General features: G+C 42.6%; 14 protein-coding genes. 6 read left to right on the top strand and 8 right to left on the bottom strand.

What is annotated here, in order from left to right; genetic code table 11:
• Window positions 1–225 precede the first annotated feature (225 nt).
• Entirely contained in the window at window positions 226–1,098 is an 873-nt protein-coding gene (locus LK453_RS06985; protein ID WP_007395617.1) for a LysR family transcriptional regulator, read from the bottom strand.
• 439 nt (window positions 1,099–1,537) lie between these two features.
• Here LK453_RS06985 and leuC point away from each other — a divergent pair, with 439 nt between their 5' ends.
• The 4 genes from leuC to LK453_RS07005 all read left to right on the top strand — a co-directional run bounded on the left by leuC (window position 1,538) and on the right by LK453_RS07005 (window position 6,679).
• Window positions 1,538–2,974, top strand: a complete 1,437-nt coding sequence (gene leuC / locus LK453_RS06990) for a 3-isopropylmalate dehydratase large subunit (RefSeq protein ID WP_007395616.1) — start codon at window positions 1,538–1,540, stop codon at window positions 2,972–2,974.
• Between the two features lie 57 nt (window positions 2,975–3,031).
• Window positions 3,032–3,682, top strand: coding sequence for a 3-isopropylmalate dehydratase small subunit (leuD, locus tag LK453_RS06995; RefSeq protein WP_007395615.1), 651 nt, complete (start codon window positions 3,032–3,034; stop codon window positions 3,680–3,682).
• A gap of 125 nt (window positions 3,683–3,807) precedes the next feature.
• Window positions 3,808–4,911, top strand: coding sequence for a 3-isopropylmalate dehydrogenase (gene leuB, locus LK453_RS07000; RefSeq protein ID WP_007395614.1), 1,104 nt, complete (start codon window positions 3,808–3,810; stop codon window positions 4,909–4,911).
• A gap of 400 nt (window positions 4,912–5,311) precedes the next feature.
• Window positions 5,312–6,679 (top strand): L,D-transpeptidase family protein, encoded by a 1,368-nt coding sequence (locus LK453_RS07005; protein ID WP_007395613.1) that lies wholly within the window; start codon window positions 5,312–5,314, stop codon window positions 6,677–6,679.
• A gap of 369 nt (window positions 6,680–7,048) precedes the next feature.
• Here the strand turns inward: LK453_RS07005 and infA are convergent, their stop codons facing one another.
• The 4 genes from infA to LK453_RS07025 form a co-directional block, all read right to left on the bottom strand.
• Window positions 7,049–7,273 (bottom strand): translation initiation factor IF-1, encoded by a 225-nt coding sequence (infA, locus tag LK453_RS07010; RefSeq protein ID WP_007395612.1) that lies wholly within the window; start codon window positions 7,271–7,273, stop codon window positions 7,049–7,051.
• Between the two features lie 165 nt (window positions 7,274–7,438).
• The gene (gene truA, locus LK453_RS07015; RefSeq protein ID WP_007395611.1) at window positions 7,439–8,383 is read right to left on the bottom strand and encodes a tRNA pseudouridine(38-40) synthase TruA; all 945 of its coding nucleotides are present in this window, start codon (window positions 8,381–8,383) and stop codon (window positions 7,439–7,441) included.
• An 85-nt stretch (window positions 8,384–8,468) separates the two neighbouring features.
• Entirely contained in the window at window positions 8,469–9,572 is a 1,104-nt protein-coding gene (locus LK453_RS07020) for an asparaginase (RefSeq protein WP_201528134.1), read from the bottom strand.
• 64 nt (window positions 9,573–9,636) lie between these two features.
• Window positions 9,637–10,212, bottom strand: a complete 576-nt coding sequence (locus LK453_RS07025) for a FimV/HubP family polar landmark protein (RefSeq protein WP_007395609.1) — start codon at window positions 10,210–10,212, stop codon at window positions 9,637–9,639.
• 418 nt (window positions 10,213–10,630) lie between these two features.
• Between LK453_RS07025 and tgt the strand changes: the two genes are divergently transcribed.
• Both tgt and LK453_RS07035 read left to right on the top strand, forming a co-directional pair.
• Window positions 10,631–11,782 (top strand): tRNA guanosine(34) transglycosylase Tgt, encoded by a 1,152-nt coding sequence (tgt, locus tag LK453_RS07030; RefSeq protein ID WP_007395608.1) that lies wholly within the window; start codon window positions 10,631–10,633, stop codon window positions 11,780–11,782.
• Between the two features lie 327 nt (window positions 11,783–12,109).
• Window positions 12,110–13,189 (top strand): hypothetical protein, encoded by a 1,080-nt coding sequence (locus LK453_RS07035; RefSeq protein ID WP_201537616.1) that lies wholly within the window; start codon window positions 12,110–12,112, stop codon window positions 13,187–13,189.
• Between the two features lie 73 nt (window positions 13,190–13,262).
• Here the strand turns inward: LK453_RS07035 and LK453_RS07040 are convergent, their stop codons facing one another.
• The 3 genes from LK453_RS07040 to dinB all read right to left on the bottom strand — a co-directional run bounded on the left by LK453_RS07040 (window position 13,263) and on the right by dinB (window position 16,365).
• On the bottom strand, window positions 13,263–13,745 hold the full coding sequence (locus tag LK453_RS07040; RefSeq protein WP_007395605.1) for a GAF domain-containing protein: 483 nt from the start codon (window positions 13,743–13,745) through the stop codon (window positions 13,263–13,265).
• A gap of 153 nt (window positions 13,746–13,898) precedes the next feature.
• Window positions 13,899–15,083, bottom strand: coding sequence for a tRNA preQ1(34) S-adenosylmethionine ribosyltransferase-isomerase QueA (queA, locus tag LK453_RS07045; RefSeq protein WP_007395604.1), 1,185 nt, complete (start codon window positions 15,081–15,083; stop codon window positions 13,899–13,901).
• 169 nt (window positions 15,084–15,252) lie between these two features.
• On the bottom strand, window positions 15,253–16,365 hold the full coding sequence (gene dinB / locus LK453_RS07050) for a DNA polymerase IV (protein ID WP_007395603.1): 1,113 nt from the start codon (window positions 16,363–16,365) through the stop codon (window positions 15,253–15,255).
• Between the last annotated feature and the right edge of the window lie 157 nt (window positions 16,366–16,522).

Consider the following 16,522-nt stretch of genomic DNA (forward strand, 5'->3'; position numbering starts at 1 on the left):
ACAAGAGGTTAACTTTTGGCAACATGCTTGCATTATAGAGTAAAAATTTAGCGATTACGAATACAATTAAAATTAGAAACTTATTAGAAATTTAGAATGGACTTTAAATTGAGGGGATAATGCTAATAAAAACTTGCTGAAGAAGCCGAATAAAAAATGCTTTGACTCTTATTGAAGTCAAAGCATTTTTTAGGTAACAACACAAGCAAAATAGCCAATCGAGACTTATTCAATAGGCGCCAACATCTGCATTAAAGCATCGACACTAGCAGAACGCGTTAAGCTTGGGTTAATAACCGCACCCAAGTAGCGTTGCAGCTCTAAGTCTTTGGCCATATCAATGGTAGCCAGTTCATGATTGATTAAAGTTTGAGGTAGCACTGACCAACCTAGACCGACAGAGACCAACATACGAATAGACTCAAGAGGGTTGGTGGTCATAGTGGCATATGGCTTTAAGTTTTGTTTGGCAAATTCAGCCAAAGTAATCTGACTGGTAAAGGTATTAGCTGCCGGTAAGATAGCTGAATAATGTGCCAACTGCTCTAAAGTTACATTTGATTTTTTTGCTAAAGGAGACAGAGTGCCCGTCACGAAGAATAAGGGATCTGACCAAAGGGTGTGGTAAGTCAAACGCTTGTCATATACAGGTGGCAAAGTTAAAAAGGCTAGAGACAGTTCGCCATCCAATACCGCTTTATGCGCTGCCTCTGAGTCCACAAAATGAACTTCTAGCTGCACTGACGGATACATTTGAATAAATTGTTTTAGAACAGGCGGTAAATGATGTAGTCCAATATGATGGCTGGTACCAATAACCAATTTACCTGAAATAGTCTGCTGGGAGTTTTGAATATTTATTTTGAAATTATCATAGTCATCAAGCCAACGTTTGGCATGCGGTAATAGTTCATTGGCGGCAGCAGTGGGGACGATACCTCGACCAAGTGTATCGAATAGGGTGACCTTAAATTCGTCTTCAAGATTCTTAATCCGTTTACTAACGGCAGGCTGAGTAATAAAAAGCTTTTCAGCTGCACCGGAAATACTGCCTGTTTGCATTACAGTGATAAATGTTGTCAAATTTGTGGTATTCATGGTCAGCCTAAAACTATCAAAAGAAATGGTAAATATTCAATTATAATATAAAGTTTGGTTTATGATAAAAATCATCAATTATTATTATATAACTTAGCTGTTATAATCTCAATAGACAAAGCAAGTTCAGTCATCATTATTATATATAATATTGGCAATTAAACTTGATTAAATATTTCAATTTTATTAAATATTTTAATTTAATCTATAGTAACCAGTAATAACCTGTTTAATTCTAGTAATAGACAAGTAAATGAATGGCAAGGCAACCACATATAAGTATTGCTTTACAAAGATAAATACTACTCTATTAGGTTTAACAAGGTTAACGCTTTAATTTTTTATCCTGACTATAACTATAGATAAACCATAGACAATTACGTTTCTCAATATTTTTATTTATACTCATAAACATTATAAGCCAGCAAGGGACTACTCCATGTCAGCAACACAGTCTAATACCGCCAAAACTTTATACGATAAACTTTGGGACGCTCACTTGGTTAGCCAACGTGATGATGGTTCAAGTCTGATTTATATTGACCGTCACTTATTGCATGAAGTGACCAGCCCTCAAGCATTTGAAGGACTGGCTTTGGCCAATCGTGAGCCATGGCGTTTGTCAGCCAATATTGCAACACCAGATCATAACGTTCCGACAGTACGCAAAGAGCGTTTAGAAGGGGTTGTTGGTATTAAAGACGAGGTATCACGTCTTCAGGTAAAAACATTAGATGACAACTGTGCTAAATTTAATATCGCAGAATTTACCATCAATGATGTACGTCAAGGTATCGTTCATGTGGTCGGTCCAGAGCAGGGCTTAGTATTGCCTGGTATGACTGTGGTTTGTGGTGACTCGCACACTGCGACTCATGGTGCGCTAGGCTGTTTAGCCCATGGCATCGGTACCTCAGAAGTTGAGCATGTGTTGGCCACTCAGTGTTTGGTTCAGAAAAAATCTAAAAACATGCTAATTCGAGTCAATGGTCAGCTTGGAGAAGGGGTCACTGCCAAAGATGTGGTGCTGGCTATTATTGCCAAAATTGGTACAGCGGGCGGTACCGGTTATGCCATCGAGTTTGCCGGTGAAGTATTTGAAAATATGAGCATGGAAGGCCGTATGACGGTCTGTAATATGGCCATTGAAGCCGGTGCTCGTGTGGGTATGGTCGGTGTGGATGACACCACTATCGAATATGTTAAAGGCCGTCCCTTTGCACCAAAAGGTGAGCAATGGGATCAAGCGGTTGAATACTGGAATACCTTACATTCAGATGAAGGCGCACACTTTGATGCGATCGTTGAACTAGATGCCAGCGACATTGCGCCACAAGTGTCTTGGGGCACCTCTCCAGAAATGGTAGTAGATGTGACTCAAAAAGTGCCCACCTTAGCTCAGGCAAAAGATGAAGTACAGGCGGAGGCATGGGAGCGCGCTTATCAATATATGGGTCTCGAGCAGGGCCAACCGATTACCGATATTAAGCTTGATCGTATCTTTATTGGCTCGTGCACCAATTCTCGTATTGAGGACTTGCGCTCAGCGGCATCAGTTATCAAAGGCCGTAAAGTAGCAGACAACGTTAAAGAAGCGATCGTAGTTGCTGGCTCGGGTCAAGTTAAAAAGCAAGCGGAAGAAGAGGGCTTAGATAAGCTATTTGTAGAAGCAGGATTTGAATGGCGCGAGCCTGGCTGCTCAATGTGCTTGGCGATGAATGCCGATAAGCTACAACCACAAGAGCACTGTGCCTCGACCTCAAACCGTAACTTTGAGGGACGTCAAGGCAATGGCGGTCGCACCCATTTGGTAAGCCCAGCGATGGCAGCTGCCGCGGCATTGGCCGGTCACTTTGTGGATGTGCGTAGCTTTTAATATTCGTTGAAAGCCAGAACCCGTTTTACCAGATACCCTATTGTTAAGGAACCAATAATGCAAGCTTATAACACCCAAACCGGCATCGTCTGCCCTCTTGATCGCTCAAATGTGGATACCGATCAAATTATCCCTAAGCAGTTTTTAAAATCTATCAAACGCACAGGTTTTGGCGTTAACCTATTTGATGACTGGCGCTATTTGGATGAAGGTTTCCCAGGCCAAGATCATACCAAGCGTCCTATCAATCCAGACTTTGTGTTAAATAAGCCACGTTATCAAGGTGCCACTATCTTATTAGCACGCAGCAATTTTGGCTGTGGTTCAAGCCGTGAGCATGCGCCGTGGGCTTTATCAGAATATGGCTTCCGCACCGTTATTGCGCCAAGCTTTGCTGATATTTTTTATAACAACTGCTTCAAAAACGGTATGCTGCCCATAGTATTACCTGAAGAACAAGTTGATGAGCTGTTTGAAGCGTGCTTTGCCAACGAAGGCTATGAGTTAACCGCAGACCTAGAGCGTCAGGTAGTTATAACGCCTGAAGGCAAAGAATTTGCTTTTGAGGTAGACGAGTTTCGCAAACATTGTTTGTTAAATGGCTTAGACGATATTGGTTTAACCTTGCAGCAAAGCGATGCGATTAAAGCCTATGAAGAAAAAATGCAGCAAAAAACGCCTTGGATTTTTCAGGAAGTTAAAGCATAAATCAAGCAAGATAGGCTATCATGCCTTACTCCATTCGTTACTTATTAACGGATGGCCACCTTGAAAAGCTAATAACCTCGAAAAGCAAATAAAAACTTTAAAATAACAGTTTAGGAAGACAGTGTATGGCAACCGTATTGACCCTTGCAGGCGATGGTATTGGTCCTGAAATTATGACTCAAGCCGTTGACGTATTAAAAGCGGTGAATGAAAAATTTGATTTAGGTATTACGCTAGAAGCTGCTGATATTGGTGGTATCGCTATTGATAATGCAGGTGTGCCTTTGCCAGATGAGACCTTGGCCAAAGCACGTGCAGCCGATGCAGTATTATTGGGCGCCGTTGGCGGTCCTAAATGGGATAGTATTGAGCGTAGTATCCGTCCAGAGCGTGGTCTATTGAAGATTCGCAGTGAGCTAGGCTTATTTGCTAACTTACGGGTAGCGAAACTTTATCCACAATTGGCCAATGCTTCAAGCCTAAAGCCAGAAATTATTTCAGGATTAGATTTGCTGATCGTTCGCGAACTGACTGGGGGGATCTACTTTGGTGAGCCTCGCGGTATTCGCACCCTAGAGAATGGGGAACAGCAAGGCTATAACACTATGGTTTACAAGACCTCAGAGATTGAGCGTATTGGTAAAGTAGCATTTGAATTGGCCAAGGTTCGTGCTAAGGCTACTGGTAACCCTGCCAAAATTTGTTCAGTGGACAAAGCCAACGTGTTAGAAGTCACCGAACTTTGGAAGCAGACCATGATTAAGCTACAAGAGTCTGAGTATAACGATGTGGCCTTAAGCCATATGTATGCCGATAATGCGTGTATGCAGTTGGTCAAAAATCCTAAACAGTTTGATGTGATGGTCACCGGTAATATGTTTGGCGACATCTTATCAGATGAAGCTGCGATGTTGACTGGCTCTATTGGTATGTTGCCATCAGCAAGCTTAGATGAAAATGGTAAAGGCATGTACGAGCCTTGTCACGGTAGTGCACCTGATATTGCAGGTCAAGACAAAGCAAATCCTCTTGCCACTATTTTATCAGTGGCAATGATGCTACGTTATACCTTTAAGCATGAAGCGTCAGCTGCTGCCATTGAGCAGGCGGTAAGCGATGTGTTATATGATGGTCTACGTACCGGTGACATCATGGATTCTGATGAAACAGGCTTGACACTAGTGGGCTGTAAACAAATGGGTGAGGCCGTATTGGCTAAGCTGAGTTAGGCAAGACAAAACACTAGGATTGATTTTAAAACCTCTATGATTAAAATAATTGATATTTAACCGTATTCTTAAAGTTAATCGATAAAGATGATTTCTAAAAAACCCAAATCTTAGGATTTGGGTTTTTTATTTTGTTATTGTTGTTCTTTCTATTGTCGATACATTAAGAATTTTGCACATAGTTCATCCTGTCTCTGGGCATTGTTTATAAAGGCCCATTTTATCTTACTGACAGCAGTTTATACTTAGATGATATATACATAATTTTGCATAACATAACCAATACTCTGTTAACCAAATTGCTAAAAAATAGTATAGTTAAGGTCAAATTTTATAGCGAAAACAACAGTCTAATTATAATAATAGACACAATAAAAAGTGATAAAGATAAGGAGCATTCATGCTTACTCAGACTTCAAATATTATTTCCAAAAGCCTTTCTAATAAAGACCATGCTCACAGCAACTGCACTAAAAAAGGTAGCTTAAAATCAGGGCTTACTTTAAAGCAACTAACCTTGGCAGTATCTACCATATTGGCAACGAGCTTGGCTCTAGCACAAACCCCAAATACTGTAGATAGTAGTGCTCAAGCCATCAATAAATCTTTGGCAGTTCGAGTAGCAGAAGCCGCTGAGCAGAACAATCTGCAAACTGAAGAGGCGAATACAGAAGCTGAATCGACTGAAGATACAGCCAATGAAAATGTGGCTGATAGTTTTACTAGCAGCGCACCGGCACAGAACGCACCATCACAAACTACGTCTTCACAGAACACTTCGTCAGCAGCAACGACAGGCAATCAAGTGACTGGCCAAACAGCAGTTGGTCAAACTGCAACTGGTCAAAACAATTCAGGTCAAACAGCGACTAACCCAACAAGCGCTCCGTTGTCAGCTATCGCCCAAAAGGTAAATAGCAGCGAATGGCAGCCCGGCGTTAAGATGACTCAAGCGGTGGGTACCAAAGTGCAAGCGTTATTAAACTGGAACTATCATGGTGTCGGGGCAGTGGATGGTTGGTGGGGTAAAAATACCCAAAAAGCGATGCAAGCTTTTCAGCAAGCCAAAGGGTTACCCGTTACCAATGAGTTGGACCAAAAGACATGGGAAGCGTTAAAAAGTGGCGAATTTGCAACTAAGCCAGTACTCATTAGCTACACCTTAACCGATTCTGATGTCAATATTAAGACCACTAAGATACCAGAAGGGGCGGAAGCCAAATCGAAGTTAGAAGGTATGTACTACGAAAGTGTGGCGGAAGCCATGGCTGAGAAGTTTCATATGGACATAAGCTATCTAAAGCAGCTTAATCCCAACGCAAGTTTCAAGGCTGGCGAGACCTTGACAGTATATAACCCTGGTCGAGCCAATAAGACCACGGTAACTCGAGTAGTGGCAGATAAAAACAGTCAAACTTTATATGCGTATGATAAACAAGATAAGCTTGTCGCCAGCTATCCTACCACGGTAGGCAGTACCGCCACTCCTTCACCAACGGGCACACATAAGGTACAAACCAAAGTCAGCGACCCCAACTACACGCATACTGATGGTGATGGTAAGCAAACCATTATCCCCCCAGGTCCAAACAACCCGGTAGGCCGAGTGTGGATTGGATTGTCCAAACCTTCTTATGGCATTCATGGTTCACCCGACCCTGAGCGTATCAGTCGCCAAGCTTCAGCGGGCTGCATACGTTTGACCAACTGGGATGCGTTGGCGTTACTGAATATTATTGATAATGATGCCACGGTTGAAATTAAATAGAATAGGGGTGACAGCAGTAACCACTAACGATGATAATAGTGTATCTTAGCTTAGCTATATAAATGTCTGAGCTGCTATAGTCATAGATGAGGTAGATAGTGACAGCATCCACTCTACCTCGCTAACTCTTTTACAACTAAATCTTTACTAACAAGCAAACGAAAAAAACCGCTACTCTTTTACAGGTAGCGGTTTTTTTATGACTGTCATATTTATAAGGGGTCAAAAACGATCAGAAGGAAATGAGGTGAGGATTTACGAAAGATAAACTCTCTCATCATTACCAAATAAACTTGACTCTCCCCTCAAATAAAACAGTTTGCAGTATATACCTAGCTGTGGTTCTTAAAACCCTAGCTTACTGGGCTATTAGGTTTTACCACGGTAAGTAATACGACCTTTTGATAGGTCATACGGCGTCATCTCAACTTTAACTTTATCACCAGTTAAGATACGGATATAGTGTTTGCGCATTTTACCTGAAATATGAGCGATGATTTCATGCCCATTCTCAAGGCGCACTTTAAAAAGTGTGTTAGGAAGGGTGTCAATGACTTCGCCTTCAAATTCAATAATGTCGTCTTTTTTTGCCATAATTATTTGGGTTAACCCGTTCAAATAGAATTGTAGGACGTTATTATACGCATAAAAGCATCATTAAGCAAATTTTACAAGCGAATGACTTGATAAAATAGCCTTAATTTGCTAGCTAAATAACAGATAGCTAGCGATTAAAATCATGCTCATCTACTAAAATTACTAATCAGCTAGGTTTAACCATTGCGGTGCCAATGGCAGATTGGGCAATAAGTCTTGGTAGGGCTGAGGGTAATAAGCATTGATAAAATATAAGCCATCGGGAGAAGCTGTTGGCGGAGCAATAGTACGGTCTTTGGCTTCCAATATTCGCAGATAATCCATCGGTTGTAATTCTCCTTTACCTATCGCAAATAGAGTCCCCATTAGGTTTCTGACCATATGATGTAAAAAACCATCGGCTTGAATGTCGAACACAATAAATTGTCCATGCTGAAACAGCTTGGCATGGTGAATGTTTCTAACCGGCTGATTTGACTGACAAGCAGCTGCTCTAAAGCTACTAAAATCATGCTGTCCGACAATGTGTGCTGCCGCTTGCTGCATTTTTGCTAAGTCTAATGGCTCATGGATATGGGTGACTAAATGATTAAGGACGGCAGGGCGCTGTGGTTGATTGAGGGTAATATAACGATAACGACGGGCAATGGCCCCAAAACGGGCATGGAAATCATCTGGCATCGGCTGTATCCAGCGTATGGCGATGTCATCGGGTAACAGACTGTTGGCACCGCGCAGCCAATTATAAACTCCGCGATTGGCACTGGTCTTAAAGTGAGCCAACATATTACCGCCATGCACCCCCGCATCGGTACGTCCTGCTGCCACCACTTCGATTGGCTCATTGGCAATCTTACTTAAGGTCTCCTCAAGCACTTGCTGTACGCACAATACCTCTTGTTGTCTTTGCCAACCGCGATAATTAGACCCATTGAACTCTATACCGAGCGCATAGGTTTGCAATTGATCTGAAGGATCTTTAGCTTGCGCGACTAACTTTGAATCAGGTTCAAAAGCAGGTGCGACACCCTGAGTATTTGACGTTGACGGATCAGTGGTTAGGGCATTGAGAGTAACAGGCGATGCGGTATCTTGATCTTGGGTCATGAACTAAGCCAAATTTTGTTATGAATAAATAAGCATTAAGCGCCGTATTATAAGCACTTATTACGCTGAGTCCTAATGAACTTTATCAGTGCTTGCCCACGCTATAACTCCAACGTTGACGACGGCGGGCTGGAGTATCAAAGGCTAAATGTAACCAAAGCAGACGGGCATAGACTGCAGGTACGGTTAGTCGGCCCGCGGATAAAACATGGTGTTGATACTGCCAACTGCCTGCTGCATAAGCTTCACTGACCCCGCCATATGGACACTGGGTGGTGCAGACCACGATGTGACCGTGTTGATATAGCTTGTCCAGGGTGTTTTCTAGCTGTTCGCTATAAGGAATATTGCCTGCACCAAAGCCCATTAGTATTACCCCAGTAGGCGGCAAATCAAGTAACGCCGTTAATTGGGTGCTTAACCATTCTCCACTGTTTGGGACACAGTAAACAGTAGGAATGATAACATTTTGCGAGTGAGCCATGATGTCTGACAGTTTTGCCTCAGTGTCTTCAATCCAGTTTTTACGGCGGCCCACAGGCAAGGATTTGACATAGCTGTTGGCAGGATAGCCGGCACGAGTATGACCGGTAAAGGCCATTAGATCATGGCTGTGTATCTTTTGTACCGTTTGAGCGGGCCAAGACTCGCCTGCGAAAGTGACAACTACGCCAGACTCTCCGTGGGCAGCCAAACCAATTGCCTCTGATAAGTTACCCCACGCATCGCTATGAGGGTCGATGCTGTAATTGTGAATATCATTGGCATCGAATAGGGGACGCATGCTGGCGGTTAAGGCCAATGAGACATCAGAGCCGGCAAATGCTTCTGCCAAAAATGATCCCAAATAACTTAAAGTATCAGTGCCGGTAATTAGGACAAAATGACGATAGCCTTGGGCATAACAGTTTAAAATCAGCTGAAAAAAGTGGCTGAAATCAGCCGGTGATAACTGACTACTGTCTTTAACACAGCTGTTTTCAAGCACCTCTATATTGGTAGTAATATTTTGAGTTATCTTATCCATTAATAACGGTAAGAAGGTGTCTGCTGGCAGGGCAGCGAGTGGTCTGCCGTAGCTGCCAAAGGTGCCGCCGGCATAGATAAGTTGTACTTTATTTGAGGTGGCATTTGAAGACGCTGAGTCTAGTATCTTTTCATTTGTGCTAAAGGTTTGGCTTGAGGTCATGATAGGTGTCTATAAATAAGTGTTAGTTGATTGGTGTTTTGGAAGTAGTAGAAGTGATTAAGCGCTAGGGCAGACGGTCTAAAATTGACTGGGCAAAGGCCTTTTGTTCATCACTGCCGTCTCCTTCAATGACTTCTTGTGCTAAGCGTTTGGCACTGTCATAGTTGCCCGTGTCTAAATAATGCTGTGCTAAGTCTAACGTCAACTGGACGCTGTTCAACGGTTCAATAAACTCAAACGGCGGCATGCTGTTGTCTTGTGCGGTTTGAGCAAGGCCTTCTTCTGTCTCAGAATCGGTCTCGTCTAGCATTTCTAATATTTCTTGCAGCTCATCGTCATCCAGTAAAGGCTGTACAGACAGTTCAGAACGATGGTGGGTATTAATAGGATCGAGCGTTTCAATATTTTTTTCTATCGTTTCTGCGTCTTCTATAGACTGATTCTCTTCCATGTTTGCACTACCCACCCAGTTATCGTGTCTCTGTGGTTTAGTCAGACGGGAACTGTTATTGAGATTAGGTTTATTCGACGCAGGCAGGCTAGGCGATTTACAGGCCGTGTTTTCCTTGCGAAAAATAATAAAAAATAGAGCCGCTATCAAAACAATCAGAACAAGGGCAATAATGATTTTTAAGCTCATAAAAGATTCCTTGCCTAATAAAAGATTGTGTTAACAGCAGTTTATAAACGATAGTGTATAAACAAGTATAGAAGGCAATATAAAAAACGATATAAAAAGCAATATAAATAAGACGGCATAAATCTAGCACTAAGGCGCTTAGCTTTTATAACAAAGTCCTCAAACGATTACTAGCAAATTTTAAAATAAGCACAATCTTATCAATTGAGTGAGTAGTCAGGTATTTCGCTAGCTATTAAAGGTAGTCTAGTTATAGCTGTCGCACTAATTGTCCCCCGTTGATTTGATGGCAATGTTATAATTGTCGATATTAATGGGCTTTCATTTAAAGAAGCGACCTATTTTGCTTGATTTAATTTTTATTTCTATCGTTATTAACCCATACCTCCCTTTCAATCTATTACTCTGAGTTAATGTTATGCAATTTACCCTACATAAAACCGCAGCGGGCGAATCACGTGCGCGCCGAGGCACCGTTAAGCTGGCTCACGGTGAAATTAGAACCCCAGCATTTATGCCTGTCGGCACTTATGGCACTGTAAAAGGCATGCTGCCTCGCGATATAGAAGACATCGGGGCTGATATTATTTTGGGCAATACTTTCCATTTATGGTTACGTCCTGGAAATGAAGTTATCGACAAATTTGGTGGTCTGCATCAGTTTATGAATTGGAACAAACCGATTTTGACTGATTCAGGCGGTTTCCAAGTCTTTAGCTTGGGTGCAATGCGTAAAATTACCGAGGAAGGCGTTGCCTTTAAGTCACCCATTGATGGCGCGAAAGTCTTCTTGTCGCCAGAGAAATCGATGCAAATTCAGTACTCATTAAACTCTGACATCGTGATGCAGTTTGATGAATGTACCCCGTATCCGGCTACTTTTAGTGAGGCTCAAAAGTCACTGGAGCTATCATTACGTTGGGGCCAACGCTGTGTAGATGAGCATAAGAAGTTGGGTAATACCAATGCCCTGTTTGGGATTGTACAAGGCAGTATGTACGAAGAGCTGCGTCGTCAGTCTATGGACGGCTTGTTAGAGATTGGCTTTGATGGTTATGCCATTGGTGGCTTGTCTGTGGGAGAGCCTAAAGAAGAAATGATTGAGGTTCTGGACTATATGCCAGAACTAATGCCCGCTGATAAACCTCGTTATTTGATGGGTGTGGGTAAGCCAGAAGATATCTTAGAGGCAGTACGTCGCGGGGTCGATATGTTTGACTGCGTGATGCCAACCCGTAACGCCCGTAATGGTCATTACTTTGTCACTGGTAATGAAGAAAACCAAGGTATTGTACGCATTCGAAACAGTCAATATCGTGAAGATCAAGGCCCATTAGATCCAGAGTGTGATTGCTACTGCTGCCAGAACTTCAGCCGTGCTTATTTGTATCACTTGAATAAGTGCAAAGAAATGTTGGGGGCTCAGCTGGCGACCATTCATAACCTGCGTTATTATCAGCGTTTGATGCAGGGCATTCGTGATGCCATTGATGAAGACAAATTTGACGAATTTGTGGATGATTTTTACCACAAGCGTGGTCAGGATGTGCCACCACTTGAGTTGAAATAGGTCAATCCACTGGTTTGAACAATTTAAAGACCGTAAAGGCAGAATCATTTGATTCTGCCTTTTTTTGGGTAAATTTTATAAGCTGAAACGTCCATGATGCACAGTATTCCTTTTTTAAAGGAGATTTAGCGTAAGTTAGGAGGCAACTGGGATAAAGCTATGATAGAAATAATTATCGGTGGTTGTTAAGCGATATTAAGAGATATTAAGGGGTATTAAGGTTTGTTGAGGAGTGCTAAAGGGGCGTTAAGGATAAAAATAAACAAAGGGGATTTGATAGAACTGGTATAGAATGAAGGCAATAGCTGATTACTACAGGGAATGATTATGAGCTGTCTAACAAACCCAACAATGATGTCAACAAATCCTAATTTTAAAGCAGGATTATTGTCTATCATCACCGCATTATCGTTACCGTTCTTAACGACGCAGCAAGCCGCTGCCAGCTCTTATCAACAAGTCTATGACGTGGTATTTAATAACAGCTTAAACCCTGAAACTGATACAGATAATCAGCAAGCAAAACAGGAAAGAGCCGTTTATCAGTCTGGCCAATTACCAAAGTATCAAGTGACCGCAAGTAAGTTTAACAAGGCGGTTAGAGAGCAATTGGCCACTCGCACTGAGCAAACCTTAAATCAAGATGTCGATTACTACGACCGGTTAGACAAGTTGGTACATAGTAATGGTATCTGCATGGCAGGCACTTGGGAAATGACCGAAGATGTCAAAAACAGTGACGGTCAAAGCTACACCGGAATGTTTGCTAAAGAGGCAAAGTCCTTGTTTATTGGCCGGCTGTCTGTGGCATTATCTGATACTAAGCAAGGAGAGTATCAGGCCTTTGGTATGGCCGGCAAGATTTTCGGGACTGATAAAGCCAATGCCAACGTTACCACTGAGAATTTCTTTGTGGCCGATGTGTTAACTGGGGCAAAACGTGACAGTGTCTATGATGCTCCTATGACCAATAACCCAAAAGTGGGTTTTCGATTTAATGTGATCAGCTTGGGTCTAAAGATAGGCCCTATCTTTAGAAAAGCGGACAAAGAAGCGACGATGCGTCCTGTCGATGGTATTGCTGCGATGGGGATTAACGCTAATAATAAAACGATTGGCAATGAGGAAAAAGCAGGCGTGGTTTCACCAAAATACATGATGATTGCACCGGTTAAACCAGTAAACTATGTGATAACGCCTGGCATTGATTTTCGCAATGAGTTTGCGCTAACACCAGAAGAGAAGGCCAAAGGCATAACTCGAGATTTTGAGGTCTATGTGTCAGATACTGCCAATAAGCCAGAGGACTCAGGTTGGCAGCATATAGGACATATTAAAGCCGATAAGACAGCAGTATCGTATGGCTGTGATCGTCAGCTGCACTTTGCGCATCCTAAAGCGTCTTAATATTGTCTGAAACTAAAAAGCAGAGTCATATGACTCTGCTTTTTTACGCCTATTAATTTGGCTATTGATTTGGCTATCTAAGCAGTTGGACCAACTGCTCAAGGTACTCGGCATCAACCTCATCAAACGTGGCTAATTCATCTGAATCAATATCTAACACAGCGATAACTTCACCATCTTTATTCCTCACCGGCACCACAATCTCTGACTGCGATAGTGACGAGCACGCAATATGATTGGGATGAGCATTCACATCGGCCACAATTTGAGTAGTTGCTGTGGCCCAAACTTCACCACACACCCCTCTACCATGATCAATACGAGTACAGGCTAATGGCCCTTGAAATGGGCCGAGAATTAGCTGATTGGCCTTACTATCGACACGATAAAAGCCAATCCAAAACCAACCAAAAGTATCTTTTAATAAAGCAGTTAAATTGGCCATATTGGCAATTAAATCAGACTCACTACTTAAGATGGCATCGGCTTGTTTTATGAGTAGCTCGTATTTTTCAGATTTATTGGCAGAAGCATCAATCGGGGTTACAGCATGCATATTGTTCTCTCGTTTATCGTTCAAGCTTCAATCATAAAGCTATAAAAAGTGTATTATAAAATTAAGTCTAGAAGGTTTGGTTTTAAGCATTCTGGTTTTAAACTATTTCGTTTAAAGTCTCAGGTCTAAGCCCCGTGGTTTGGGCTTTAACGATTATGCTTCGTTGCGCTCTAATAGCATTGCATCACCATAGCTAAAGAAGCGGTACTTTTGCTTAATGGCATGTTGATAAGCCTGTTCAATATTAGACTTGCCAGCAAAAGCGGAAACCAGCATAAGCAGCGTAGACTTCGGCAGATGGAAGTTAGTCAATAGGGTATCAATGACCCCAAACTTAAAGCCTGGGTAGATAAAGATATCAGTATCGCCGGACCAAGCAGACACATTACCTTGCTCATCTGCGGTCTTTTGATACGCCGTCTCTAGTACACGAGTCACAGTAGTCCCAATGGCGATGACCTTATTACCGTTTTTATGAGTTTGATTAATTAGCTCTGCCGTTTCTTGTGGCAAGTTGGCATATTCACTGTGCATGGTGTGATTGAGTAAGTTATCGGTCTTCACAGGGGCAAAAGTACCGGCACCCACATGCAAAGTGACATAGGCGGTGTTGATACCTTTGTCTGCTAGCTCGCCCAAGACTTTATCATCAAAGTGTAAACTGGCAGTCGGGGCAGCCACGCTGGCAAGTTTGGCAGGATCATGAAACACAGTTTGGTAACGCACATTATCGGTTTCATCGGCATGACGCTCGAAGTAGGGCGGAATCGGCAACTCACCATACTGTTCTAAATCCGGTAGAATCGGGTTTTTAAAACTTAAAATAAACAAGTTCTCATGACGGCCAATCATCTGACATTCAATGTTGCCATCTCCCAATAACAGAGTCTGACCAAGCTTAGGCGCTTTGCTGGCCCGCACATGACACAAGGCTACATTGTCATGACTTTGACCGTCTGCATCCTGAGTGAATTGGACGTCGTCGGTTAAACGCTCAACCAACGCTTCTACTTTGCCGCCGGTGTCTTTTTGTCCAAAAAGGCGGGCTTTCATCACTTTGGTGTCATTGAACACAATTAAATCGCCTGCCTGTAATAACTCAGGCAATTGGGCAAACTGCTTGTCTTGCACCTCAAAATGACCGTTTGCATGGGCTGGCAAGTACATAAGACGCGAGGCGCTACGCTGCTCTAGGGGATAGCGGGCAATATAGTCATCAGGCAGGTCGTAATCATAGTCATTAACACTAAGATAGCCTTCTGTGGGGGCGGTAGAGGTATTGTCGATAGTCGAGTCGTTTGAATTGTGTTGTTGGTCTTGAGAGGTGGACTGAGTCATAAGATGTCTTTAATCGGTTCAAAATAAGAAGAGGGTTTGCCGTACGTTAAGGTGGTCAGCAATGGCGAGTAGTTTAACAGAAATGCGAGTTTTTTGAGTTGGGTTTTGATTCAAATTATATAGCTAACATTGGATTTCCGCTGTCGTTATGGATCAAAAAGGCTATGGATTACAAGCCAAACAAATCAGGCTGAGAGCTAATGGCTTCAGGTGTGGTCAAATTAGAGTAAGTGACGCCTACTAACCGTATTGGTAAATGACGTGGTACATCAGCCAATAGTTTTTCTAGCCAATAGTGAGCTGATTCTGCAGTGGGAAACGGTGTGTGCAGAGTATGTGAGCGGGTAATCTGCGTAAAGTCAGAGTATTTAATTTTAAGGGTGATGGTATGACCCAATCGTCCTTTTTTGGCAAGTTGGGTAAAAGCATCGGCATTTTGTTCAAATATCTGTATCAGTAGGCTATCGGTGTCTCTAATATTATCGCGAAAGGTGGTCTCACTGCCCACTGACTTGTGTTTGCGTTCTGCTTTCACGGGGCGAGTGTCATTGCCATGGGCAATCTCTGAATAAAAGCGTCCTCGCTTGCCAAATTCATGTTCCAGATTATCGACAGGCATAGCCTTTAAATCAGCGCCGGTATAAATACCCATTTCATGCAAACGCTTGGCAGTGGCTTTACCAATACCGTGAAAACGCTCAATAGGCAGTGTTGCAATGAAGTCGTCCGCTTGCTCAGGGGTAATGACCGCAATGCCATTCGGCTTATTAATATCTGAAGCAATTTTAGCCAGCATCTTATTAAACGACACCCCAGCAGACGCTCGCAGATGCGTTTTCTCATAGATTTCAGCGCGTAACCAGTTGGCCATTAAGGTCGCAGAACCGTGGTGTTCCTTAATACCAGTAACGTCAAGATAGGCCTCATCCAAAGATAACGGCTCGACCAAATCGGTCAGACTCAGCATAATCGCTCGAATTTCTTGACTGACTTGACGATATACTTCAAATCTTGGGCGCACAAATATCGCTTCTGGGCAGCGCTTTTTTGCTTCATAACACGACATAGCAGAACGCACCCCAAATTTACGTATTTCGTAGCTGGCGGCTGCTACTACACCACGGCCACTAGGATCGCCACCCACGACCAATGGCTTTCCTCGAAGCTCGGGAAAGTCACGCTGCTCGACACTGGCATAAAAGGCATCCATATCTAGATGGATGATTTTTCGCTGTGGTTGAGTGTCTTCTATAAGGCTTTTACTATCGTTGGAAGTGGTCATATAAAAGCAAAACGTTGTATTTAAAATTGGCTGTAAATGACAGTGAACTACAACTGCCGATATTAGACTATTGATTATAACAGGAGCTAAACAAAAGACCCCCTACTAAAAGTAGGAGGTCAAGTAAAAGCTTATGAGGAGAACATATTGTTTCTAA

It is taken from the genome of Psychrobacter sanguinis (genome assembly GCF_020736705.1).
GTDB classification, from domain to species: Bacteria; Pseudomonadota; Gammaproteobacteria; order Pseudomonadales; family Moraxellaceae; genus Psychrobacter; species Psychrobacter sanguinis.